This window comes from Moraxella canis, from assembly GCF_034424565.1.
Classification (GTDB): Bacteria; Pseudomonadota; Gammaproteobacteria; order Pseudomonadales; family Moraxellaceae; genus Moraxella; species Moraxella canis.
The window spans coordinates 1624116-1648550 of sequence record NZ_CP139961.1; the positions used below are offsets into that span (position 1 = coordinate 1624116).

A 24435-nucleotide genomic window follows, 5' to 3' on the forward strand; every position below is an offset into this window, starting at 1 on the left:
TTATCAACTACAAACAAACCAAGCGATTGAATGGATTTCATTAAAATTTTACGAAAATTGAGGGATTTATGAGTGCATCACAGCCACCTTCTCATCAAACGAGTCATAAAAATGACACGCAAATCATGAACGAAGGTGTGAAGATCAGCCGATTTGGTATTTTTCCGAAGGTCAGCGTGCCTGTCTTTGCCGTTTCTGCCTTTTTGGTCATAGCGTTTATGTTATACGGCACAATATTCAGTGAGCAAGCAGGGCAAGTATTTGGGCAGATGCAGCAATTCATCGGTCAAAAGTTTGGCTTTGGGCTGGTGATTTTGATGAATATCGCTTTGGTGTTTTGCGTGTATTTGGCATTGAGCCGTTATGGAGATATTCGGCTTGGGCATCAAACTGAGGTGCCTGAATACAGTTTTGGCTCATGGATTGGGATGCTGTTTTCGGCGGGGATTGGGATTGGGCTTTTATATTGGGGTACGGCAGAGCCTTTATATCATTTTGCTGCTCCGCCTAGAGCTGAGCCTGAGACGGTAGAGGCAGCCGTTGAAGCCATGCAAATTTCATTTTTGCATTGGGGGTTGCATGCGTGGGCGATATATGCAGTGGTGGCGTTATCTTTGGCGTATTTTCATTATCGCCGTGGATTGCCCTTGTCTGTGCGCTCGGTGCTGTTTCCGCTGATTGGTAAGCGCATTTATGGCGGCTGGGGACATACGGTCGATATTTTGGCGGTATTTGGGACGATGTTTGGCGTCGTGACTTCTTTGGGTCTTGGTGTGATGCAGCTTGAGACAGGTTTGGCGCAGCTATGGGGCATCACACCTAGTCTTACGCTAAAACTTGGGCTGATCGCAGGGATTACGGTCTGTGCGGCGCTGTCAGTGATGGCAGGGCTTGATAAGGGCGTAAAACGATTAAGCGATATTACCATTTTAGCGACATTGGTGATGCTTGCTTTTATGATTTTGGCAGGTCCGACGCAGTTTATTTTTGATAGTTTTGTTGAAAATATTGGTAATTATACAGGCAATCTGATCACACTTGGGCTTTGGAATGAAGCTTATGTTGATACAGATTGGCAATCGGCTTGGACGATCTTTTATTGGGCGTGGTGGGTGAGCTGGTCGCCATTTGTGGGGATTTTTATTGCCCGTATCTCTCGGGGTCGGACGATTCGTGAGTTTTTATTTGGGGTGCTGTTTGTGCCGATGCTGCTGTTATTTTTATGGTTCACAACCTTTGGCGGCGTGGCGATTCATATGGAGCTATCAGGGTCATATGGGTTCGTTGAAGCAGTACAGGCTGATTATGGCAGTGCCATTTTTAGACTCATTGAGCACTATCCATTCACCAAAGGCTTGATCGTTGTGATCATGATAATGATTGTGCTATGGTTTGTGACATCGGCAGACAGCGCAAGCTTGGTGGTAGATACGCTAACCGCTGGCGGTGAGACCGACCCACCAAAAATCCAGCGACTGTTTTGGGTGACTTCAGAAGGCATGATTGCCGCCATTTTGTTGGCGGCTGGTGGACTTGGTGCACTACAAGCGGCAGCGATCGTGGCAGGCTTGCCATTTGCCTTTGTGGTCTTTGTGATGATGTATTGTTTATGGCGTGGCTTGGGTCGTGACCGCTTGACGCTGTATCGCAATAGCCAATGGTACATCACCGAAGAGTCAGCTGAGCATAACTCTCAAAATGAGATGACCGATGAGCATCTGCTCAAAGGACCGCTGCCACTGCCTGAGTCGGATGAATCCACTCAGTCATAGCTAGCTTGACAGACCTATGGACGGCTTGATGAAGGTGTCACGCCGTCTTTTTAATGTCGGTAAATAATGATATGATGAACACAATTTTAAAGATTGATAAAAACTTTGGTTAAGATTTGAGTTTGATGGCAAAGATATGAATATACAAGCACAAAAGTCGTTTATTTTTATGGTGGTGGCAGTCGTCTTATTGCTGCTGAGCTTTTATTATTTGGTGCATGTTTGGCTGATTATTTTTGCGTCGATTTTGACGGCAGTTTTTTTGTTGAGCTTGGTTGAGTATTTGACTAAGCTGCCTTGGATGGGTAAGCATCTTAAAAAACTGCCACATGGCATTTTATTGACAGTTGTTATCTTGGGACTGATGGTGGTCTTTGCAGGATTCATTGCTTTATTTGGGCATGAATTGGCGCTGCAGCTAGAAAACTTAAAGCAGTTGGTGCCGCAGGCATTTGAGTATATGCACCAATACTTACAAAGTTACCCTGCCATTTATGAATGGCTCGCCAATCAAGACTGGGCGCGCGAATTAAGACATGATCCGCAGCTGTTTTTGGCAAGATTCAGTGATGGTGCAATGGCACATTTGCCAAGCTATTTGGGTGGTATGGTCAGCGGTATGGGCACTTTTGTGGTGATCATGATTATTGGGCTGTTTTTGGCGATCTCGCCGTCGATTTATCGTCGCAGCTTTGTGGCGATGGTGCCCAAAGATAGTCGCGATAAAGCAGAATATTTACTTGATCGCAGTTATCGCTCAATGCAGCAGTGGCTATTGGGTCAATTGGTCGTGATGGCATTTGTTGGCGTAACCACAGGTGTGGCGCTTTGGCTGATGGGAATTCCATTTGCATTGGCGCTTGGGTTTATTGCGTTTTTGCTGGATTTTGTGCCGGTACTTGGTCCTTGGCTGTCAGCGGTGCCCATCATGCTGCTAACTTTGATTGTTGCGCCTGACATGCTGTTATGGGTGGGGGTTATGATTGTTGTGGTGCAGCAGCTAGAAAGCTATGTGATCGCCCCAATTGTCCAAAATCGCATGGTTGATTTGCCGCCGGTGGCGCTGCTATTATCACAGGTGATCATGGGATCCATTACAGGTATTTTGGGCATTGCTTTGGCGGCGCCTTTGATGGTCATGGCGATCGTATGGGTGCAGGTGGTTTATATTAAATTTACTTTAGGGGATTATGCGGTGCGTATCTTGGATCAAAATGAAGATCAGATGCGAGCTGACCCTTTTGGAGATTGGGAAACTTATCAAAAAAAGCAAAGTATCGAAGAAAATCCGTCACTTAAACGCCGACTTCAGCTACTGCGCCAAAGAAAACAAGGTCGCATCGCTCAAACGGTAGAACCCAAAAAGACTGATGAATAAGTCGTCAAATGGCGCTTGCTGTTACTTTTTCGATGATTGCTTGATGCAGATAATCCAAAGCATCTGGATGCGTATTTTTCAGCGTATTGATTGCATGAGTCGTGGCAAGCGCATGACTGTTTGGTAAACGGACATAGCTGCCGTGCGCTTCGATGACTAGCCTGTTGTCCTCAAGATCGACACTGAACAGATGATGGGCTGGATTTTTGAACAAAACATTGACATTGCCCGCCAGCTGCCAGCGTTCGGCTTCTTGCTTGATGAGCGTCTGTTTATCGCCATAGACAGCTTGATGGGATTTTGCGGTATTGGTGAAATTCACATGGACTGCCAAAGACAGCGCATCACAAGCGATCACCGCCGTACCACCAAGCTTAATGTGCCAAGGCGCAGCAATGCTCTTGGGTGGCAGACCAAGCAGAGTGATGGTCTCGTCAGTGGTCATGGGCGTATTTAGATGTTTTAGCAGCTGCGGCGTTAAAGGCATGTTGACTTTTAGATCATCATCTAATTGATCATAATGCGCCAAAAACATCTGCGGCAAATCATGGATAGCTTCTAACGTGCCAAGCTTAACATTATGAACGCGAAATGAGTAGCTGGCATCAAAAAGAACTTCTTGGAGGATGAGTGTATCGGCAGTATCCATGTGAGCGCATCAATTTAAAATCCATACTATAGCATAAATTCACAACAAAATCCGAGCATTTCATCAGCCAAGCTGTGCTAAAATGAGCCATTACACCACCAAATAAGGAGCATCTGATGACAACGCATTATGACGACGCCAATATTTTTGCCAAGATTCTAGCAGGGGACATCCCTTGTCATAAGGTATATGAAGATGATCAGACATTGGCGTTTATGGACATCATGCCAGTTGCCAAAGGGCATGTGTTAGTGATTCCAAAATATCCTGCCACAGAGCTGTCTGATCTGCCCTTAGAGTACGCCCAAGCGGTCATCGCCACTGCCCAAAAAGTCATCAAAGCCCAACGGCAAGTTCTACAAACACAAGGCATCACCCAAATGCAGCTCAACCACGCCAAAGCAGGGCAGTCGGTATTTCATTATCACATGCACCTTGTGCCAGCGCATTTTAGCGCCTTTGCTAAGCATGAATCGGCATCTGCTGATCAAGATGAGCTGGCGCAATTAGCCGCACAATTATCCAAAGCGATTGATGAGTAAAAATAAAAGCCAAATCACTCGGATTTGGCTTTTATTTTGGATGACGGCTAATTAACCAACAAACGCACGCTCAACCACATAGTCAGCAGGCTCGCCCATGCGCGGTGAGACCGTCAAGCCAAAGCCATCTAAAATGGCGGCAGTATCGGCATTCATCGCCATGCTGCCACAAATCATCACGCGGTCGTCGTCTTTGTTCATCGGCGGCAAGCCAATATCCTCAAACAGCTTCCCTGATTTCATCAAATCAGTCACACGTCCAGTGTTGTGAAACTCATCGCGGGTGACAGTCGGATAATAAATGAATTTTTCGCGAACCCATTCGCCAAAAATTTCATCATTAGGCAGCTCGTTTTCAAAGAAATCACGATAAGCCAAATCATCAACATGGCGTACACCGTGTACCAAAATGACCTTCTCAAAACGCTCATACACTTCAGGATCGCGGCACAGTGATAAAAACGGCGCAAGCCCTGTACCTGTGGCAAGCATGTACAGATGTTTGCCTGGCAATAAGTCATCAAGCACCAAAGTACCCGTTGGCTTTTTGCTGATCAGTAGTTCATCACCGACTTTGATGTGCTGCAGGCGAGAAGTTAGTGGACCATCGGGCACTTTGATTGAGAAAAACTCAAGCTCTTCTGCCCAATTTGGGCTAGCAATCGAGTAAGCACGCGCCAAGGGTCTGCCATCAACCATAATGCCAATCATGGCAAATTCACCATTACGAAAGCGCAAGCTGTCACCGCGCGTGGTTTTGATGGTAAATAGGCTGTCATTCCAGTGATGCACATAAGTAACGGTTTCTGTGATAAACTTTGACATAGCATTCTCTGATTTTGGTGTCGGCAGACGGACGACTGCTGACAAATGAAGTTATTTTTGCGTATAATAACGAGTTTTACCCCATGATTTTAGGGTAATTTTGGAATAAGTGCCGTTCATTTTAGCATAAACGAGAAAAATTCTCTATGACTGTGATAAATTTACCCATCATTGGCTACCACCGCTCTCCACTGATCCAAAAATTTGGCGCGCCCAGACAGCCGAATCTGGTGAATGTCTCAAGTCGGATTGAATTTGTGCCACCCTATGATCAGGTCGCCGCTTTTGAGGGCATGGAAAATTATAGTCATCTTTGGGTCATTTGGCAGTTTCATCATAACCGCGCTCAGGCTAATTTTCGACCACAGGTCAGACCGCCGCGATTTGGGGGGAATGCTAAGATGGGCGTCTTTGCCACGCGTAGTATGTATCGCCCATCTGCCTTGGGGCTGTCGGTGGTGCGCCTTGAGCGTATTGAGCGAATTGATTATAAGGTCGTGCTGCACCTCCTTGGGGCGGATATGGTGGATGGCACGCCAATTTTGGATATCAAGCCGTATCTGAGCTTTTCAGACTGTATCCATGATGCGATCAGTACTCACATAGACACACCGTCCACGCGCGAAGTTATCATAGATGCCAAGGCTAAGCAGGCATTTGATGGATTGATTCTACAAGAGATGCTAGATGAGGCGGATGTTCAAATCATTCAAAGTCTCATCGCTCAAGACCCAAGACCTGCTTATCGCCAAGGGGAAGTTGGTACATCTTTTGCTTTACGCTACGATGGCGTAGATGTCGATTTTTTGATGGATGAAACAGGCAGGTTGATCATCGCAGGCGTGCGTTTGATTAAGCGTGATGCGTCTTAAATTTATCATGCACTACTCACCACCAAGATAACAAAAAACCGCTGAAACCTGATTGGGTTTAGCGGTCAGTTGCTGACTTTGGCAATGCCAAAGCGAATGATGGTGCCCGAGGCCGGACTCGAACCGGCACACTCGTAAGAGCGAGGGATTTTAAATCCCTTGTGTCTACCAATTTCACCACTCGGGCAAGAATACTTGGAGGCTGGAGTCGGAATCGAACCGGCGTACACGGAGTTGCAGTCCGCTGCATGACCACTCTGCCATCCAGCCATTTAAGTCCTGCTATCTTACCAAAAAATTTTAAAATTACAAGCAAAATTTTCAAAAATTTTTAAAAATCTGCCAAGTGTGCATAGCTGCTCATAAAAAAGCACAAATTGCAAGACGCAAATTTGACAACTTACCCAAAAATATCTCAAAAAAATCTCAATGTTTTGAAGTCAAAATCAGCTATAATAAGAAATTTAGTCCTTTTGTATTTATGCTAAATACAAGGCAAATCCTAGTCAAAGACATGGTGGTTTTAAGGGTTTGCTTGATTTTGTGTCTGAGGGAATTTTGCAGTTATCGCAGTGATAAATGCCAAGTCAGCAAATCCATAAAATTATTCATTCAGTTTTAAAGTGGGTTATCATGAAATTAAATCTAAGAGCAGCTCTGATCATTGGGCTGATGACCAGTGTGGGCGTGATGACGGCGTGCAGTAAGCAGGACGATGCCGGCGCGCAGCAACAAATGCCAAATCCGACGGTAGATGTGCAGACTATCACGCTTGAAACTGTGCCAGTGATCCAAAGCTTTGCAGGGCGTGTTGCCGCCATTGAGACCTCGGAAGTTCGTCCGCAGGTGACAGGTATTGTTGATGAAGTATTGTTCCGCGAAGGCAGTATGGTGCGGGCAGGACAGCCTTTATATCGGATTAATGTCGATAGCTATACCAGCCAAGTGCAGGCAGGTGAAGCAGCCGTCCAAAACGCCGAGGCAGCTGTTGGCAATGCCCAAGCCACGCGAGCATCAGCCCAAGCCAATCTAGCCGCCCAAGAAGCCAATTTGGCGCAGGCGCGGGCAGATGTGATGCGACTTGAGGGCTTATTGGATGTGGAGGCAATCTCTCGCCAATCTTTTGATCAAGCAGTGACAGCCATGCGCACCGCTGAAGCCAATGTGTCGGCTGCCAGAGCTGCAGTTGCACAGGCAGACGCCAACATCCAAAGTGCTACTGCGTCCGTGCAAAGTGCGCGCGCCAATCTAAACGCCAGTCAGTTGGATGCAGGTCGTACCATCGTGAAAGCGCCCATCAGTGGCGTGACGGGCATCTCGGCGGTGACAGCAGGTGCGCTCGTGTCCGCCAATCAGCCAACACCACTGGTGACGATTAATCGCCTAGATGAAGTGTATGTAGACATTAGCCAATCTTCAACCGAAATGCTAAGATTGCGTGAGCAGATAGAATCTGGTCAAGCAGGTCAAGGCAGTGCAGAGGTTCAGCTGGTGCTTGAAGATGGTCAAACTTATCCCATCCTAGGACAGTTACTGCTTGCCAATGCACAAGTGGATGCAGCCACGGGCAGTATGACCTTACGTGCTGTGTTCCCAAATCCTGAGGGCAAGCTTGTGCCGGGTATGTTTGTTAATGCTCGATTGATCCAAACGGTCGTTCATCAAGCTGCCTTATTGCCCCAGTCGGCTGTCACGCGCACGCCAAAAGGTGAAACCCAAGTTTATATCGTCAATGCAGACAACAAGATCGAGATTCGTACGGTAACGACAGCAGGCACTTATCATGGTAATTGGATTGTGACAGGTGGCATCAATTCTGGTGACCGTGTTGTGATTATTGGTGGTGCCAAAGTCAAGCCAGACCAAGAGGTCAATGTGCGAGAACTGCCGGCTGCCAGCAGTGAAGCAAATGCTAACGGCGCGCCGCCTTCTGAGCCAAGCGCTGCTAACGCCAATGTGCCGATGGCAAGACCACAAAGCGATGCGACCGCCTCTGAGCCATCCGCAGAAGAACAAGCAGCGATGAATGCTGCTGACGAAACCCAGTAAATAAAGGTATATCATGTCTCGTTTTTTTATACATAGACCGATTTTTGCTTGGGTGATTGCAATTCTCATCATGCTGGTCGGTGTTTTGGCAATTAATGGTTTGCCAATTGAACAATATCCAAAAATTGCGCCGCCTCAAGTGACGGTGCGCGCCATCTATCCAGGTGCTGATGCTGAGACAGTCGAAAACTCGGTCACACAGGTTATCGAGCAGCAGATGAAAGGGATTGATGGATTGATGTATATGTCATCAAATTCATCAGCCACTGGGTCTGCTTCTGTGACATTGACATTTGAAAATGATACCGATCCAGACACCGCTCAAGTACAAGTCCAAAATAAGCTACAGTCCGCCATGAGCTCGCTGCCTGAGACGGTGCAGCGTATGGGCGTGAATGTCGAAAAATCCGCCAGTGACTTTTTGATGGTGGCAGCTTTTGTGTCTGAAGATGGTAGTATGGATCAGTCGGACATTGCTGATTATGTTTCAACGAATATTGTTGATCCTTTAAGCCGTGTGGAAGGTGTTGGTGGTACTAATGTGTTTGGATCATCTTATGCCATGCGTATTTGGCTTGATCCTGCCAAATTGCGCGCCTATCATTTGATGCCATCGGATATCTCGTCCGCCATCCGATCCCAAAACGTCCAGGTGTCGGCAGGGCAGTTAGGTACTTTGCCCACCAATACGGATCGTGCGGTGATTAACGCCACTGTCAGTGTACAAAGCTATATGCAAACGCCGGAGCAGTTTGAAGATATCTTATTAAAAACAAATACATCAGGCGCTCAAGTGCGCATCAAAGATGTAGCTCGGGTTGAGCTTGGCAGTGAAAATTATCAATTTAGAACCCAGTATAATGGTCAAGCAGCATCTGGCTTGGCTGTCATGCTTGCGCCGGGTGCTAATGCGCTTGAAGTGCGTGAAGCTGTGGGTGTACGCTTAGATGAGCTATCACAAAGCTTCCCGTCAGGGCTAAAAATGGTCGTGCCTTATGACACGACGCCATTTGTTAGGCTGTCAATCACACAGGTCGTGCATACGCTGTTAGAAGCGGTGGTGCTGGTTTTCTTGGTGATGTTCTTATTTTTACAAAATTGGCGAGCGACGATTATCCCGACATTGGCAGTGCCAGTGGTGATTTTGGGGACTTTTGCTGTGCTGTCGGTGCTTGGTTATAGTATTAATATTTTAACCATGTTTGCGATGGTGCTTGCCATTGGTCTATTGGTGGACGATGCGATCATCGTCGTTGAAAACGTTGAGCGTATTTTGGAAGAAAATCCTGCCATCTCGGTGATGGATGCCACCCTTCAGTCGATGAATGAAATTAGTAAAGTTGTCATTGGTATTGCGCTGATTTTATCGGTGGTCTTTGTGCCGATGATTTTTTTTGGTGGGTCATCAGGCGTGATTTATCGACAGTTTGCGGTGACTTTGATTACCAGTATGACACTGTCTGCATTCATTGCGCTTGTCTTTACGCCAGCTTTGTGTGTGACCATTTTAAAGCGTCAAGCACATAAAGACATTGATACCCAAACTGGATTTTTTGGTTGGTTTAACCGCTTTTTTTATAAAACCAGTCGCCGTTATGAAAACTTTGTTGGCAAAACTTACGCCTCTAAATTGGTATATTTGGCGGTGTATGCTGGCATTGTGGCGGTCATGGCATTTGTCTTTATGCGGCTGCCAAGCTCATTTGTGCCTGAAGAAGATCAGGGCTCGGTCATGACTTTGGTGCAGCTGCCAGCAGGTTCAACACTAGATAAAACCAATAGCGTGATGGATAAGCTTGCCAATTATTATCATGATAAAGAAGTGGATAACATCGAGTCGGTGTTTACGATTTCTGGATTTAGTTTTATGGGCAGTGGTCAAAATGCTGGGATGGCATTTATCAAGCTCAAAGATTGGGATGAGCGAAAAGGTGGTGAGAACACCGCTCAGAGTATCGCGCGCCGAGCGATGGCGATGAATATGATGATCCCAGAAGCAAGCTTGATTTTCCCGATGGCACCACCGCCAATCCAAGGTTTTGGTAATGCCAGCGGCTTTGATCTACAATTAAAAGATGTCGGCGGCGTCGGTCATGAAACCTTGCTAGATGCGCGTAATCAGCTAATGGGTATGGCGATGCAAAATCCAGCGATCGCTTCGATTCGTCCAGGTGGTCAAGAGGACGCTCCTAAGCTAAAAGTTGATATCAATCAAGCGCAGGCAGCAGCTTATGGCGTACCTCTGGCGACGATCAATAACACCATCGCACAGGCGTGGGGCGGCAGTTATGTCAATGACTTTATTGACCGCGGACGCATCAAAAAAGTCTATATCCAAGGTGAGGCGGACAGCCGCGTGGTGCCTGAGGACATCAATCGCTGGTATGTGCGCAATCAATCTGGCGAGATGGTGAGCTTTGGTGCTTTTTCTAGCAGCAAATGGGAATATGGTAGCCCAAGCTTGGCGCGCTATAATGGCGTGTCTTCGATGGCGCTGACAGGCGCAGCTGCTCCAGGTCTGAGCACAGGTGATGCCATGGAGGCGATGGCACAAATGGCATCACAGCTGCCCGCTGGTATTGATTTTGAATGGACGGGATTATCGCTTGAACAACAAAAATCAGGCGGTCAAGCACCGATGCTGTATGCTTTATCGATTTTGGTCGTTTTCTTGTGCTTAGCGGCACTATACGAAAGCTGGTCTGTGCCTTTTGCGGTGATTTTGGTCATTCCTTTGGGCGTGATTGGTGCTTTATTGCTCACCAAAATCCATGGTCTTGCCAATGATGTGTACTTGCAAGTAGCACTATTGACCGTAGTGGGTCTGTCGGCAAAAAATGCCATCTTGATCATTGAATTTGCCAAAGAAATCCAAGAATCTGGTAAAACTCTCAAAGAGTCGGTCATGATGGCGGCGCGTATGCGTTTGCGCCCAATTATCATGACCTCACTTGCTTTTGGTATGGGTGTTGTGCCACTATATATTGCCACAGGCGCAGGTTCAGGCAGTCAAAACGCTGTCGGTACAGGGGTTTTGGGCGGAGTATTGACATCGACGTTCTTGGGAATATTCTTTATCCCAATGTTTTATGTCTGGGTGCGTACGCTATTTCCCTACAAGCCAAAAGCTCAGCCTGTGACTGGTGCTGAACCTCATGAACATGTTTAAGGATGGATTATGAAAATCTCTACAACTGCGCGTATCTTGACGCTCTCAGCGCTGGCTATCAGCATGGCAGCTTGTAGTAGCATTCCAAAGAAAATTGACACATCGGCACCCGTTCTGGCGGTGCCCAATGTGCCTATGAAGGATGGCTATCAAGTCTATGATGCTGACACCATCAGTGTCGCTCAGGCGCCAAGTGTGGCATCGCTGCGCTGGCAGGAGTTTTATACAGACCCTAAGCTTGCAGCCTTGATTGAGCTTGCTTTGCAAAATAACAAAGACTTGCAATCGGCAGTCTTGGCCGTTCAGTCAGCGCGCGCCCAATATCAAATCACCGAAGCCAACAGCGTGCCGCAAGTCGGCTCAAATGCCAGCGTGACACGCCAAGCCAATAACCGCGTCGATGCCAATGCCTCAACCAATTATAATGTTGGGCTTGCAATGAGTAGCTATGAGCTGGATTTGTGGGGTAAAGTCGCCAGTCAAAAAGAGCAGGCGCTACATCAGTATCTGGCAACTAACGCCGCTAAAGATGCTGCTCAAATCTCGATCATCTCAAGTGTTGCTCAAGGCTATGTGAGCTTAGCCCATGCTTTGGCTCAAAGACAGCTGGCTGACCAGACGCTAAAAACTCGCGAACATGCGATGATGATTACCCAAAAGCGGTTTGAGGCAGGAATTGATTCTAAGTCGCCAAGCCTACAAGCGGCAAGTTCGCTTGAATCAGCGCGTTTGGCGGTATATGCAGCAGATACCAGTATCTTGAAAGCTAAAAATGCGCTGCAGCTACTCATCGGTCGCCCTGTCCCAAATGAGCTACTGCCAGTGATAGACGCTAGTATGCACATGGGGAATATCACTGCACAGACACTGTTTAGTGCAGGTCTGCCCAGCGAGCTTTTATATTATCGCCCAGACATCGTGCAGGCTGAGCATCGCCTAAAAGCGGCAGGCGCGAATATCAATGTAGCACGCGCGGCTTATTTTCCATCGATTCGTTTGTCATCGAATGTGGGTTTTAGCAGTAATAGTTTGAATAACTTGTTTGAATCAAGCGCGTTGGGTTGGTCTTTTGGACCTTCGATCAGCTTACCCATCTTTGATGCAGGCAGTCGCCGCGCCAATCACGAGATGGCGCAAGTCGCTCAGCAGTCGGCATTGGTGGATTATGAAAAAGCCATTCAAACTGCCTTCAAAGAAGTCTCAGATGTCTTAGCTGAGCGTGCGACTTTGGGCTTGCGCATTGATGCTCAGCTTCGCCTTCAAGATAACTATCGTCAGACTTATGATATCGCCTACGCGCGGTTTCGTTCTGGGTTGGATAATTATCTGACGGTGCTGGACGCTGAGCGGTCTTTGTTTGCCAATCAGCAGAATATCCTGCAGCTTGAGCTTGCCAAACTGGTCAGTCAAATCCAGCTGTACCAAGCATTGGGCGGCGGTGCAAGCTTAACCGCTGAGCAAATCACAGAATTGAATCGTCAGCGTGAAGCCATGCGCACCGCCGAACTTGCCAGTGATGAGATGATGGCTGCGCCTTTAGCTGTGCCTGTCACATCACCTGTTATTGCACAGCCTGAGCCAGCCACCATACCGGCAGCACATCCGGCTCAGTGATTCTTTAGGTCACAAAAGCACCCATCAGCATGGGTGCTTTTGTTTTTGGCTTATGATAGAATGAAAAACCCTAATTTTAATCAGTCATAAGGATGGATGATGAATCGACGTCGTTTTTTGTTTGGTAGTCTTGGCATGACAGCGATGGGTATTTTTGGTCTGCCTAATTTTGCTTTGGGTGTGGTGCCCAATGTATCATTGCAAATCCCCAAAGAGCTGATGGACAATCCTTTGCTTGATTTTAGTGGTTTGCCAAAATATTCAAAAATTAAGCCTGAGCATATCAAGCCTGCGATGATGTTTTTGTTTGAAGAAGCCAAAAAAACCATCGAAACCGTCGCCAATGAGCCTGATATCACTTGGCAAAATTTCTACTTTCCGCTTGCTGCAATTGATGACAAAATCGACAGAGCATGGTCGGCTGTTTCAAATTTGCATGCGGTCGCCAATGATGACGCCCTGCGTAAAGCTTATAATGAAGCGCGCAGCTTGGTGAGCGAATTTTATACTTGGCGCGGCATGCATCGACCATTATTTGACGCGGTTTTGGCGCTCAAAAACTCACCAGAATACGCTACTTTGACCACCGCCCAACAAAAGCTGATTGATGATGTTGTGCTTGAGTTTCGCCTGTCTGGCGTGGATTTACCCAAAGATAAACAGGAACAATTGGCGAAGATCGATCAGCGATTATCCGAGCTTAGCACGCAGTTTGGGAATAATGCTTTGGACGCCACCAATGGTTGGCATCGCACTTTCCCAACGGCGGATGCACTCAAAGGACTCAATGATGCGGCACTGGCAAGTGCAAAACAAGCCGCCGAAGATAAAGGGGAGAGCGGCTATCGCATCGGGCTTGATATCCCAAGCTATATGGCGGTCATGACTTATGCCGATGATGCCGATTTGCGCCGCACCGTTTATAAGGCATTTTCGACCAAGGCATCACCATTGGCGGATAATACTGCTTGGGATAATACGCCAGTCATCGCTGAGATCATGACACTGCGCCATCAAAAGGCAAAATTGCTTGGTTTTGATAATTTTGCTGAATATTCTTTGGCGACCAAGATGGCAGACAGCCCAAAGCAAGTGATGGATTTTTTGACCAATCTAAGCGTACGCAGCCGACCCAAGGCACAGGCGCAGTTTGCAGAGCTAAGCGAGTTTGCCAAGCAGACTTATGGCGTGGATAAAGTCAATGCGTGGGATGTGGCGTACTATACCGAAAAACACAAAAGCGCACTTTATGCTTTTGATAAAGAATTACTCAGAGAATATTTTCCTGAAGAAAAAGTGCTATCAGGTTTATTTGAAATTGCCAAGCGCTTATTTGGGATTACCATTCGCCGTGGACAGGCAGATGTTTGGGACAGCTCGGTGAAATTTTATGAGGTTTATGATCCCCAAAACCGCCATAAAGCTTCGTTTTATTTGGATATGTATGCCCGTGATAATAAGCGTGGTGGGGCTTGGATGTCCACAGCGATCAATCGCATTCGCCGTATCGATGAGAGTGTTCAGCTGCCTGTGGCAGTGATCGTGACGAATTTTCGCCGTCCGGCAGAAGGTCAGCCGTCATTATTATTGCATGATGAAGTAACCACGCTTTTCCACGAGTTTGGACATGCCATCCATCTGATGCTCACCCAAATGGATGTGTATGGGGTCTCAGGTCTTTCAGGTGTGCCTTGGGATGCTGTCGAAGTGCCAAGCCAATTAATGGAAGGGTTTACCTTTAATCGTACGACGCTGCCTTTCATTTCGGCGCACTACCAGACTGGTGAGCCGCTGCCTGCTGATCTGCTAGATAAAGTCATTGAAGCCAAACATTATCAAGGTGCGATGAGCCTGATTCGTCAGCTTGAATTTGGTATTTTTGACATGCGCTTGCACAGCGACAGCACAGCTCAGACAAAGCAGCATGCCCAAGAGCTGTATTTAAAAGTCAATAAAGAAATTGGCGTCATCGATTTGCCCGACTTTGTCCGCCGACCGAACACATTCTCCCATGTCTTTTCGGGCGGCTATGCGGCAGGCTATTATAGCTATCTGTGGTCAGAGCTGTTTGCTAATGATGGATTTGCTAAGTTTGAAGAAGAGGGTATCTTAAGCCCAGTGGTGGGCAAGCGATTGGAGGATACCATTTTGGGTCAAGGTGGCTCACGCTCACCAATGGCGTTGTATGTGGCTTATCGAGGTCGAGAGCCTAGCCTAAAGGCACTGCTTGCCAATTATGGCATCGAATGAGTCAAATGATACCTTGGCTTAACTATTTAAGCCAAGGTATATAAATTTAATTCAGCGGTAAAATCACGTCAACCACTTTCCAGTCAAATAATCCATCACGCTCAAGCACCAAAGTGGTGGCTTTTTGATTATCGGGTTTTGTGATTGTAACATGAAATTCATCCAAACCGCGGTAGGCGGTGTCGTAGTCAAAAGCATCAGCCCGAAAATTGCTTGATAATTCTGAGAGCTCATTTGGATTGGCGCCATATAGCTGAGCTTGTTCGCCCAAATTCAGCTCTTGACCTTGCATGACCATCTCGATCATGCTTGGAGTCAGCAGCGTATCAACCAAGCCATCGACCATCGCAACTGCAAACATCGCCCCCATCATCGCAAAGCCATCTTCAAAATTGGTAGTGGTTGGCTCGTGGGGCATCACCAGCATTTGACTCAGTTCTGGCGATTGAGCGATCATTTGGGTTTTGATTTGTTCCTTGACGCTTGCCTTTACTCTGACAAAATCAACCGACTCAATGATCGGCGCTACATCTTGCGCATCAATCGCTTGTTTGAATTGGTACAATTTTAGATAAGGCGATGCGGCATAGTAGCCGCCAAAAAGAACCAAAAAAATAACGATGAGCGCCGTAAGAGATTTACGCATTATAAAAGACCTGTTAAGATTTGACAGTCAAGGAAAGTAGGCGCATTACCAAAGGACGCACAACTGATTGGCGCCTAATTTTTTTTGATGCTTACCACCGCTTAGATTGTGCAGCCTGAATGCGAGTCGTCACCGCGTCTGTGATTTTATCAAGCGATTTATTAGAAAGCTTAGTGAGCTTGACGTCAGCCATCGGTGAGCTCAGCTCCCAATCCCCACGATAGCGAGACAGCTGCCATATCGCCAAAGATTGACAATCAGGCTCGATCTGGTCAAAGCTGATATGATATGCCTTGGGTAGTTCTTTATCACCAAAATAGATCACGCCTTTTTGGGCTTTGCGAAGCGGCTGATTATGGTAGCTACTTAGCACAAAAATCAGATGATGGACAGTATCAGGCAGCTGATCAAGCTTGATTTGGATTTGTTCTTGCTGGATCAAACTGTCTTCAAAACTTTTGGCGCCCACCAAAGCATCTCCTTGATGGCGAATAGATTCGTCGGCGTTGCGCAGGTTGCCATACCAAATCACATCAATGATATTAAAGCCTTTATCATAAACAAAACATGACAGATCAAGATCCATCGCAACAGGCGCATCATCTACCAGCGGTAATTTGGCAAGTAAGGCAGCCAGTCCTTGTTTTTCAAGGCTAGTAAAATGGTAACTGACGCCTGCGATTAGTGTGCCATCAAGCTGATGTTCACTCAGCTTAACCGGATCAAAATATTCTTTTAACACATGAGTTTTGCGAGACATAAATCAATTTTATCCATGAAATGAACCGTCATCATACCTGATCTTGATAAGATTTTCGAGTGCTGATCTTAAGATTTGCGCCCAAAATCAGTGATTTTAACAAAACACCTAAATACATTGTACAAATGCACGCATAAGCCTTGAGTACGACGAGCTTATGCGCCACTTATCCAAGCTCAATCAAAAATCTTCCCAGGATTGATGATGCCATTGGGGTCAAAGACGGCTTTGATGGCTTTCATATAGTCAATCTCGGTCTGGGTGCGTGTGTAGGTCAGATAAGGTTTCTTGGTCATGCCCACGCCATGCTCAGCTGAGATGGAACCTTTGTATTTTTTGACGGTATCAAACACATAGGTATTGACCGTTTGACATTTTTCAAAGAACTCATCTTTGCTTAAATTGGCAGGCTTTAGGATATTTAAATGCAGATTCCCATCACCAATGTGTCCAAACCAGCAGATCTCAAAATCTGGATAATTGTCTTTGACGATCTGTTCGATATCACTGATGAAGTTTGCCAAATGGCTGATCAGTACTGACACATCATTTTTATAAGGGGTGAACACTGAAATGGTTTCGGAAATGCTTTCACGCAATTTCCAAAGCTCTTGAAGCTGACCGACACTTTGGCTCATCACGCCATCAATGATCAAGCCATCTTCGGCGCATTGCTCAAATACGCTCATCGCCAAATCCAGCACTTCTTCTGTCATCGCTTCAAATTCTAGCAACACATAAAAGGGTGTTTGGCTGTCAAAAGGTGCTTTGGTATGACCTGCTGCGATGACTTTATCAACGGCAATTTGATCAAAAAATTCAAAAGCAGTTAAGTTCAGCGCCTTCCCAAAACGATCCAGCAGCGCCACAACGCTATTAAACTCAGGCACGCCCAGCACCATGGCGGTCAAGTTTACTGGCTGTTTTTCAAGCTTGATCAAAGCTTTGGTGACAAAGCCAAGTGTACCTTCGGCACCGATGAACAGATGGCGAAGATCATAGCCTGTGGCGTTTTTGAGCATACCGCCGTTTAATTCTAAAATATCACCCTTGCCAGTGACGACGGTCAAGCCCAAAATTTGATTGCGTGTCATGCCATAGCGAATGACTTTGATGCCGCCAGCATTGGTGCCAATATTGCCGCCAATTTGACTTGAGCCAGATGACGCAAAATCCACCGCATAGTACAGATCTTTACTGTCGGCAAACTCTTGCAAAGCCTTGGTCACGACACCTGCTTCGACTTCTACCATGCGATCGGCATCATAAAACTGCCCAATGTGATTCATCTTATCGAAGCTGACCACCACTTCACCTTTGGATGCCACCGCCGCAGCCGACAGACCCGTGCGACCACCGCTAGGGACTAGGGGCGTGCCATGCTCATTAGCCAATCGGACAATGGTTGCCACTTCTTCGGTGCTCTTTGGAAATAGCACTGCTTGGCAATCGGTGCTAAAGTGCACTGTCCAATCGCGTCCCCAGTGCTGCGTAGATTCGGTATCGGTTTTGATGCTCAAAGCAGGCAGGGCGTCTGATAGCGCCTGTAAAAATGCGTGATGTGGGTTCATAGTGGTCTCAAAATTTTCAAAAAAATAATTGCCTTATGATAGCAGATTATTGAGAATTTTTTAATGGCTTTTGGCAAGATGGTGTGATTTTTGTGCAACATTAAAACCAGTATCATCGCTCATTTAAGGCAGGATAGTCACCATCAATGCCGAAAAATTTGCTATAATATGGAGCAATTTTGACTATAAAAATAGAGCAGCTTTATGAATTCCCCAATCACCAAAAAATCTGAACTTCTTTGCCCTGCTGGCACCTTTAAAAACATGCAATACGCCTTTGCTTATGGGGCGGATGCGGTGTACGCAGGGCAGGCGCGTTACTCATTGCGGGTGCGTAATAACGATTTTGATGAAGAAAATTTGGCGAAGGGTATTGAATACGCCCATTCGCTTGGCAAAAAGTTTTATGTGGTGGTCAATATCCAAGCCCATAACGCCAAGCTTAAAACTTTTATTGAAGATATTCGCCCCATTATTGAGATGAAACCTGATGCGCTTATCATGTCGGACGCTGGCATGATTATGATGGTGCGTGAAGCCTTTCCTGAGCAGGACATTCATCTGTCGGTACAGGCCAATGCGGTCAACTGGGCGACCGTCAAATTTTGGCAACAAATGGGCGTGACTCGAGTGATTGTCAGCCGTGAGCTGTCCTTAAAAGAGATTGAGCAAATCATCACAGAAGTCCCTGGCATGGAGATTGAAGTGTTTGTGCATGGGGCGTTGTGCATGGCGTATTCGGGGCGTTGTCTTTTGTCTGGCTATATCAACAAGCGTGATGCCAACCAAGGCACTTGTACCAATGCCTGCCGTTGGTCGTATAACACTTATAAAGCGACAGAAAACGAAACTGGCGACATCGTGCCTGCCACGCCAGAAGTATTTGTGCCAAATCAAGCCCAAGATGCCAATGCTATTGGTAGCGTGAACCTTAACGGCGATGTGGTGATGGGCGATGACTATGTGGAGCAGCCGTCCGATGACGTGGTCTTGATAGAAGAACAAGGCCGTCCAGGCGAGCTCATGGCGATGTATGAAGACGAGCACGGCACGTATATCATGAACTCCAAGGATTTGCGTGCGGTGGAGCTGGTGCCTGATTTGGTCAATATGGGCGTGCATTCGCTCAAGATCGAGGGGCGTACCAAGTCGCATTATTATGTGGCGCGCACCGCTCAGGTCTATCGCCGTGCCATTGATGATGCTTTGGCGGGCAAGCCCTTTGATACCAGTCTCATCACTGCGCTTGATGGGCTTGCTAATCGTGGTTATACCGAAGGCTTTTTACGCCGTCATGTGCATTCTGATTATCAAAATTATGACTATGGCTCATCTAAGACCGACAATCAGCAGTTTGTCGCTGAAGTGGCGGGCATCAGCGATGAGCGTTTGACTTTGACCGTCAAAAACAAGCTGATGGTGGGCGATACCATTGAAATCATGACTCCGCAGGGGAATGTTAGCTACACACTAACGGAGATGTGGGATAAAAAAGGCGAGGCGATTGATGGTGCGTTAGGCTCTGGTTGGGTGTGTCAAATTGCCAATCCATTTAAGGATATGGATAAAGACGTGCTAAAATTTGCCCTAGTGATGAAAAGCGTGAGCGAACCGATTTATACTTGATGAGGATTTATGGATTTTGCAAATAAGAACGTGGCTTTGTTTATCGATGCTGACAACGCCCCTGCCAAAAAGATTGAATTTATTTTAAGTGAATTGGCAAAATTTGGCACAATCAATATCCGTAAAATTTATGGGGATTGGAAAAATCACGGTCTGCAAGGCTGGGAGGATGTCTTGTTGGATAATGCTTTAAAGCCAGTTCAGCAGTTTGCCTACACCAAATCCAAAAATGCCACCGACATGGCGATGACGATTGACGTCATGGATATCTTGCACGAAAATAAAGCTGATGTGTTTTGTCTTGTATCGTCAGATAGCGATTTTACGCCACTGGTGATGCGACTGCGCCATGAGGGTAAGGTGGTCATTGGGTTTGGTGAACAAAAAACGCCAAAATCACTTGTGCAGGCATGTTCAAGATTTTTATATTTGGATGGCGAAAATACCAATCAAAATCATACAGGCATGTCCAAAAAGTCAAGTCATGAGCTGAAACAAGATGCCAAGCTGATGAATTTACTGCGTCACGCCATTTCAGAAGCCCAAAATGAAGAGGGCTGGGCTTCATTATCGGCAGTGGGCAGTATCATCAAAAATCAATCCTCGTTCGATAGTAAAAATTATGGCTATAAACAATTGAGCGATTTGGTGAAAGCCATTGATTTGTTTGAAGTTCAACTAAACGACGGTCATTACATCATTAAAAACAAAAAATCGCCTAAAAATTCAGCTAATACCTAAAACTATGGCACTAAAAATCACCACCGACTGTATCAATTGCGACATTTGTGAGCCTGAATGCCCCAATGATGCCATCAGCTATGACCAAAAAGGTCAAAAAACCTATGTCATCGACCCTGATTTATGCACCGAGTGCGTGGGATTTTACGATGAGCCTACTTGTGATAAGGTCTGTCCGATTGATTGTATCATCAAAGACCCTGACCGTATCGAATCAGAAGATGAGCTTCTCCAAAAATATAAAAAGATTTGGAATAAGTAAGCGCACCTGTTGGCGCGCTTTTGATTGGGGTGTTTGATTAGGCGGACAACGCCTTTTTAACCAATCCTGAAATGACCGCAGGATCAGCTTGACCGACGGTCTTTTCTTTGACCGCATTCATCACGCGTCCCATGTCTTTCATGCTATCAGCTTCAAGATCGGCAATGGTCGCAATGATGATATCATTTAGCGCCGCTTCATCAAGCTGTGCTGGAAGAAATTGCCCAATCACTTCAATCTCAAATTTTTCTTTGGCAGCCAAATCATCTCGACCATTCGCTTCATAAATATCAAGCGATTCTTGGCGCTGTTTGATTTGCTTTTGTAATAGCTCAAGCACTGCTTTATCATCCAAAGTTGTTTGGCTGTCAATTTCTACTTTTTTGATCGCCGCTTGGACGTTGCGCAGGATTTTAACCACGTCCATCTCACGAGCTTTCATAGCGGATTTGATGGCTTCTGATAGAGAGTCTTTTAAATTCATCTGGTGCTCCTTTTAGTCATTTAAACGGATTTTTGTTGATTTTGAAGGGTGAGTAATCTGTCATAAATCTCTGATTTTTTGAGATTAAGCACATCAGCGACCACGCCGGCAGCCTTTTTTGGTGGCAATTCTTTGGCGATGGCAAGTAGCCACTGATCATAGTCTGTGCTTTGGTGTGCTGTATCATCACAGCCTGCCACCACCAAAACAATCTCACCTTTTTGTTGATTGCTGTCATTTTGAACAAATTGCAGCAGCTCGCCAAGGGGCAGCTTTTTGATGGTTTCAAAGGTCTTGGTCAGCTCACGGCAAAGTGTCGCTTCACGGCTTGCCCCAAAGACTGACACCATGTCGCTTAGGCTCTCGGTGATGCGATGCGGCGCTTCATAAAATATCAATGTCTCTGTGCGATCGCGCCAAGCTTCCAGTGTTTTTAGGCGACCATGCGACTTGGCAGGCAAAAATCCTGCAAAAGTAAATCGGTCTGAAGGCAGTCCTGCTGCCGACAGGGCAGCGATCACCGCACACGCGCCTACAATGGGAATCACATCGATGCCATGTTCGTGAGCTGCCTTGACTAAGCGATATCCAGGGTCGGAGATGAGCGGCGTACCTGCATCGCTGATCAGGGCGATGGATTGACCGGTGCTGAGTTTTTCGATGAGCCGCTGTGTTTGGGCGTCGGCATTATGCTCATGATAGGCGCTTGTTGGCGTGGTGATATTAAAATGTTTAAGCAGCTTGGCGGAGGTGCGAGTGTCTTCACAGGCGATGACATCCACAGATTTTAGGGTGGTGATCGCACGCTCTGTCATGTCTGACAAATTACCGATCGGTGTGCTGACGAGGTATAATTTGCTCATCATGAACCGACCTCAGGCTGCTTCTGGTCTTGGGTGTCAAGGATAGCATCATGATCTTGCTGACTTCGATCGGTCAAGTGTAGCCACTCACCAAGCACTTTGGCAAGATCATCGACACCTTCTTTTTTAAGCGCAGAAAACAGCTGAATGCTAAAGGGCAGCTCCAGCGCCTCTAATTGTTTTTTGGTGGATAATAGCGCCGTTTTTTGTGCGCCGCGCTTGAGCTTATCTGCCTTTGTGAGCAGAACATGCACAGGCAGTCTGCCATCTTTTGCCCAGTGCAGCATTTGCTCATCAAAATATTTAAGCGGATGGCGAATGTCGGTCATCAAAACCAGTCCTACTAAGGATTGGCGAGATACCAGATATTCTTCAAGCTCTTTTTGCCATTTGATTTTCATGCTCTCGGGCACAGCAGCATAGCCATAGCCTGGCAAATCCACAATACGCGCTTGCTCATCGCCGACGGTAAAAAAATTAATCATCTGAGTGCGCCCGGGCGTCTTTGATGAGCGGGCAAGCTGTTTTTGATGAGTAATGGTATTGATGGCTGAGGATTTGCCAGCATTTGAGCGACCAGCGAACGCCACTTCAAAGCCCGTGTCTTCAGGACACAGCTTAAAAGTCGGCGCCGAAAGCAAGAATTTGGTTTGGTGAATTTGTTTTAATATCTCTTGGCTGTTCATATCGTATCATCATCATAAATAATGAGCTAAGTGTATCATGAAAGACCAAAAATAGCGATATGACAGCTTTTGTTTGATTGATTATATCAGTGCAGATTTAACTTTTTATCAAAAAAGGACGGTATTTGCCATCCTTTTTTGTTTTACTATTTTTAGTCATTCTAAGCTTTCTAAGCGAATGCGCACGACAGGCTCAACTACCGCACCAAGCGCCTCAATCTGGCTGATGGCGGTGTTCATTTGCTTTTCAAGGACAGGCAATGTCAAAATGATGATCGGCACCAGTCCCGACTTATGGGCGTCGCGCTGCAAGATGGCATCAATATTAATGCCATTATCACTCAAAATACGCGTCGTATCCGCCAAAACGCCCACTTCATCTTTGACGGTCAAGCGTAAGTAAAAGCCAGAAGTCATCTCATCACTTGGTAAAATACCAATGTCAGACAGCTCTTCAGGGATGAATGCTAGGTGCGGCACATCGCTTGGGGTAGCCGCATCAATCACATAAATCAAGTCCATCACATCAGCCACCACCGCCGATGCTGTCGCACCAGCACCAGCACCATCGCCGTAGTATAAAGACTGACCCAAAGGATGGGCGTCAATCATCACCGCATTTTTGACGCCATTGACATTGGCTAATAGCGCTTGAGATGGAATCAAGGCAGGGTGCACGCGAAGCTCAATCCCATGCTCGCGGCGAATGGCAAAGCCTAAGTGCTTGATGGTATAGCCAAGCTCTTTGGCATAAATCACATCTTGTAGGCTGATTTTGGTAATCCCTTCACAATAGACCTTATCAAACTGCACAGGAATACCAAAGGCAATCGACGCAAGCAGAGATAATTTGTGTGCTGCATCAATACCTTCAACATCAAAAGTCGGATCAGCTTCAGCATAGCCCAGTGCTTGAGCTTCGGCAAGTACCTCACCAAATTTCCGATTTTTTTGCTGCATCTCGGTCATGATAAAGTTGCCTGTACCATTGATGATGCCTGTCAGCCAATCAATTTTATTGGCTGCCAATGCTTCACGAACGATCTTAATGATTGGAATGCCGCCTGCCACCGCAGCTTCATAACGCACCTGTACGCCATGCTCTTCGGCAAGTCTGAAAATTTCGTTACCATGTTTGGCAAGTAGGGCTTTATTGGCGGTGACCACGTGTTTTTTGTGGCGGATGGCGTGGGTGATGACTTCATAAGCCACATCTGTGCCACCAATCACTTCGATGACGATATCCACATCTTCAGCTTCTGCAATCGCCATCAGATCTGCAGTTTGATGGATGCTTGGATCAATGTCATCACGATGGCGGCGAGTGCCCGCGTGCGTGACGACAAGCTGATGACCGCTGCGACGAGTCAGCTCATTGATGTTATCTTTGATGAGATTTAGTACGCCAGTGCCGACAGTGCCTAGACCCAGTACGGCAAGATTAATGGTGTTATTCACAAGATGCTCCGTGATCGGAATGTTTGCTTAAGTGTTTGGCTAATCAATCCATAGCCAAAATTCAAAAATTAAAAATGGTTAAATGATCAATCCAAGCGCTGCTTGGTTTGATTTGGATAAAGAAGACAATCTTGCCAAATGAAGGTCAAATCACCAACCCATTTAAGCGTCTAATTTAAGTGTTTAATAAGTTGCCTAAGTTACCATAAGTTGAGGCT

The 24435-nt window shown here is 46.4% G+C and carries 20 protein-coding genes and 2 tRNA genes; 11 read left to right on the forward strand and 11 right to left on the reverse strand.

Annotated elements, in window-relative coordinates:
- The first annotated feature begins 68 nt into the window (after nucleotides 1-68).
- A complete protein-coding gene (locus tag U0021_RS07415; RefSeq protein ID WP_114800635.1) occupies nucleotides 69-1772 on the forward strand; it encodes a BCCT family transporter in 1704 nt (567 codons plus the stop codon).
- A 136-nt stretch (nucleotides 1773-1908) separates the two neighbouring features.
- Entirely contained in the window at nucleotides 1909-3150 is a 1242-nt protein-coding gene (locus U0021_RS07420) for an AI-2E family transporter (RefSeq protein WP_114800636.1), read from the forward strand.
- Between the two features lie 4 nt (nucleotides 3151-3154).
- Here the strand turns inward: U0021_RS07420 and U0021_RS07425 are convergent, their stop codons facing one another.
- Nucleotides 3155-3799 carry a hypothetical protein gene (locus tag U0021_RS07425; protein WP_114800637.1) on the reverse strand — a complete coding sequence of 215 codons (645 nt, stop codon included), beginning with the start codon at nucleotides 3797-3799 and terminating at the stop codon, nucleotides 3155-3157.
- Nucleotides 3800-3915: 116 nt separating this feature from the next.
- On the opposite strand from U0021_RS07425, the gene U0021_RS07430 reads away from it, so the two are divergent.
- Nucleotides 3916-4341, forward strand: a complete 426-nt coding sequence (locus U0021_RS07430; protein ID WP_064618640.1) for an HIT family protein — start codon at nucleotides 3916-3918, stop codon at nucleotides 4339-4341.
- A 51-nt stretch (nucleotides 4342-4392) separates the two neighbouring features.
- On the opposite strand, the gene U0021_RS07435 is transcribed toward U0021_RS07430, so the two are convergent.
- Entirely contained in the window at nucleotides 4393-5166 is a 774-nt protein-coding gene (locus tag U0021_RS07435) for a ferredoxin--NADP reductase (protein WP_078255265.1), read from the reverse strand.
- A 146-nt stretch (nucleotides 5167-5312) separates the two neighbouring features.
- Between U0021_RS07435 and tsaA the strand changes: the two genes are divergently transcribed.
- Entirely contained in the window at nucleotides 5313-6038 is a 726-nt protein-coding gene (gene tsaA, locus U0021_RS07440; protein WP_114800638.1) for a tRNA (N6-threonylcarbamoyladenosine(37)-N6)-methyltransferase TrmO, read from the forward strand.
- Nucleotides 6039-6138: 100 nt separating this feature from the next.
- On the opposite strand, the gene U0021_RS07445 is transcribed toward tsaA, so the two are convergent.
- Together U0021_RS07445 and U0021_RS07450 are read right to left on the reverse strand one after the other, a co-directional pair.
- Nucleotides 6139-6225: transfer RNA gene (locus U0021_RS07445), tRNA-Leu, on the reverse strand.
- A 9-nt stretch (nucleotides 6226-6234) separates the two neighbouring features.
- Nucleotides 6235-6308, reverse strand: a tRNA-Cys gene (locus U0021_RS07450).
- Nucleotides 6309-6671: 363 nt separating this feature from the next.
- Between U0021_RS07450 and U0021_RS07455 the strand changes: the two genes are divergently transcribed.
- The 4 genes from U0021_RS07455 to U0021_RS07470 all read left to right on the forward strand — a co-directional run bounded on the left by U0021_RS07455 (nucleotide 6672) and on the right by U0021_RS07470 (nucleotide 15120).
- Nucleotides 6672-8087 (forward strand): efflux RND transporter periplasmic adaptor subunit, encoded by a 1416-nt coding sequence (locus U0021_RS07455; RefSeq protein ID WP_114800641.1) that lies wholly within the window; start codon nucleotides 6672-6674, stop codon nucleotides 8085-8087.
- 13 nt (nucleotides 8088-8100) lie between these two features.
- Complete coding sequence (locus U0021_RS07460; protein WP_114800639.1) at nucleotides 8101-11256, forward strand: efflux RND transporter permease subunit; 3156 nt, start codon at nucleotides 8101-8103, stop codon at nucleotides 11254-11256.
- A 9-nt stretch (nucleotides 11257-11265) separates the two neighbouring features.
- Nucleotides 11266-12870, forward strand: a complete 1605-nt coding sequence (locus U0021_RS07465; RefSeq protein WP_327037438.1) for an efflux transporter outer membrane subunit — start codon at nucleotides 11266-11268, stop codon at nucleotides 12868-12870.
- Between the two features lie 99 nt (nucleotides 12871-12969).
- Nucleotides 12970-15120: a M3 family metallopeptidase gene (locus U0021_RS07470; protein ID WP_205276569.1), complete on the forward strand. Its 2151-nt coding sequence runs from the start codon at nucleotides 12970-12972 to the stop codon at nucleotides 15118-15120.
- A gap of 46 nt (nucleotides 15121-15166) precedes the next feature.
- Here the strand turns inward: U0021_RS07470 and U0021_RS07475 are convergent, their stop codons facing one another.
- The 3 genes from U0021_RS07475 to U0021_RS07485 form a co-directional block, all read right to left on the reverse strand.
- Complete coding sequence (locus U0021_RS07475; protein ID WP_114800934.1) at nucleotides 15167-15766, reverse strand: DUF2939 domain-containing protein; 600 nt, start codon at nucleotides 15764-15766, stop codon at nucleotides 15167-15169.
- A 91-nt stretch (nucleotides 15767-15857) separates the two neighbouring features.
- Nucleotides 15858-16526 (reverse strand): TerD family protein, encoded by a 669-nt coding sequence (locus U0021_RS07480; RefSeq protein ID WP_114800935.1) that lies wholly within the window; start codon nucleotides 16524-16526, stop codon nucleotides 15858-15860.
- Between the two features lie 176 nt (nucleotides 16527-16702).
- Nucleotides 16703-18097: an FAD-binding oxidoreductase gene (locus U0021_RS07485; RefSeq protein WP_114800936.1), complete on the reverse strand. Its 1395-nt coding sequence runs from the start codon at nucleotides 18095-18097 to the stop codon at nucleotides 16703-16705.
- 204 nt (nucleotides 18098-18301) lie between these two features.
- Here U0021_RS07485 and trhP point away from each other — a divergent pair, with 204 nt between their 5' ends.
- Genes trhP through U0021_RS07500 form a run of 3 tightly spaced genes read left to right on the forward strand, consistent with a single transcriptional unit; the run spans nucleotide 18302 to nucleotide 20726 of the window.
- Entirely contained in the window at nucleotides 18302-19723 is a 1422-nt protein-coding gene (gene trhP / locus U0021_RS07490) for a prephenate-dependent tRNA uridine(34) hydroxylase TrhP (RefSeq protein ID WP_114800937.1), read from the forward strand.
- Between the two features lie 9 nt (nucleotides 19724-19732).
- Nucleotides 19733-20464: an NYN domain-containing protein gene (locus U0021_RS07495; RefSeq protein ID WP_114800938.1), complete on the forward strand. Its 732-nt coding sequence runs from the start codon at nucleotides 19733-19735 to the stop codon at nucleotides 20462-20464.
- 4 nt (nucleotides 20465-20468) lie between these two features.
- A complete protein-coding gene (locus tag U0021_RS07500; RefSeq protein ID WP_114800939.1) occupies nucleotides 20469-20726 on the forward strand; it encodes a YfhL family 4Fe-4S dicluster ferredoxin in 258 nt (85 codons plus the stop codon).
- Nucleotides 20727-20763: 37 nt separating this feature from the next.
- Here U0021_RS07500 and U0021_RS07505 read toward each other — a convergent pair whose 3' ends face one another.
- From U0021_RS07505 to U0021_RS07520, 4 genes are all read right to left on the reverse strand, one after another.
- The gene (locus U0021_RS07505; RefSeq protein ID WP_114800940.1) at nucleotides 20764-21210 is read right to left on the reverse strand and encodes a GatB/YqeY domain-containing protein; all 447 of its coding nucleotides are present in this window, start codon (nucleotides 21208-21210) and stop codon (nucleotides 20764-20766) included.
- A 20-nt stretch (nucleotides 21211-21230) separates the two neighbouring features.
- Nucleotides 21231-22076, reverse strand: a complete 846-nt coding sequence (rsmI, locus tag U0021_RS07510; RefSeq protein WP_114800941.1) for a 16S rRNA (cytidine(1402)-2'-O)-methyltransferase — start codon at nucleotides 22074-22076, stop codon at nucleotides 21231-21233.
- Nucleotides 22073-22759, reverse strand: a complete 687-nt coding sequence (gene yihA / locus U0021_RS07515) for a ribosome biogenesis GTP-binding protein YihA/YsxC (RefSeq protein WP_114800942.1) — start codon at nucleotides 22757-22759, stop codon at nucleotides 22073-22075. Before yihA ends, rsmI begins: the two co-directional genes overlap by 4 nt.
- A gap of 156 nt (nucleotides 22760-22915) precedes the next feature.
- Nucleotides 22916-24217 (reverse strand): homoserine dehydrogenase, encoded by a 1302-nt coding sequence (locus tag U0021_RS07520; RefSeq protein ID WP_049236440.1) that lies wholly within the window; start codon nucleotides 24215-24217, stop codon nucleotides 22916-22918.
- Between the last annotated feature and the right edge of the window lie 218 nt (nucleotides 24218-24435).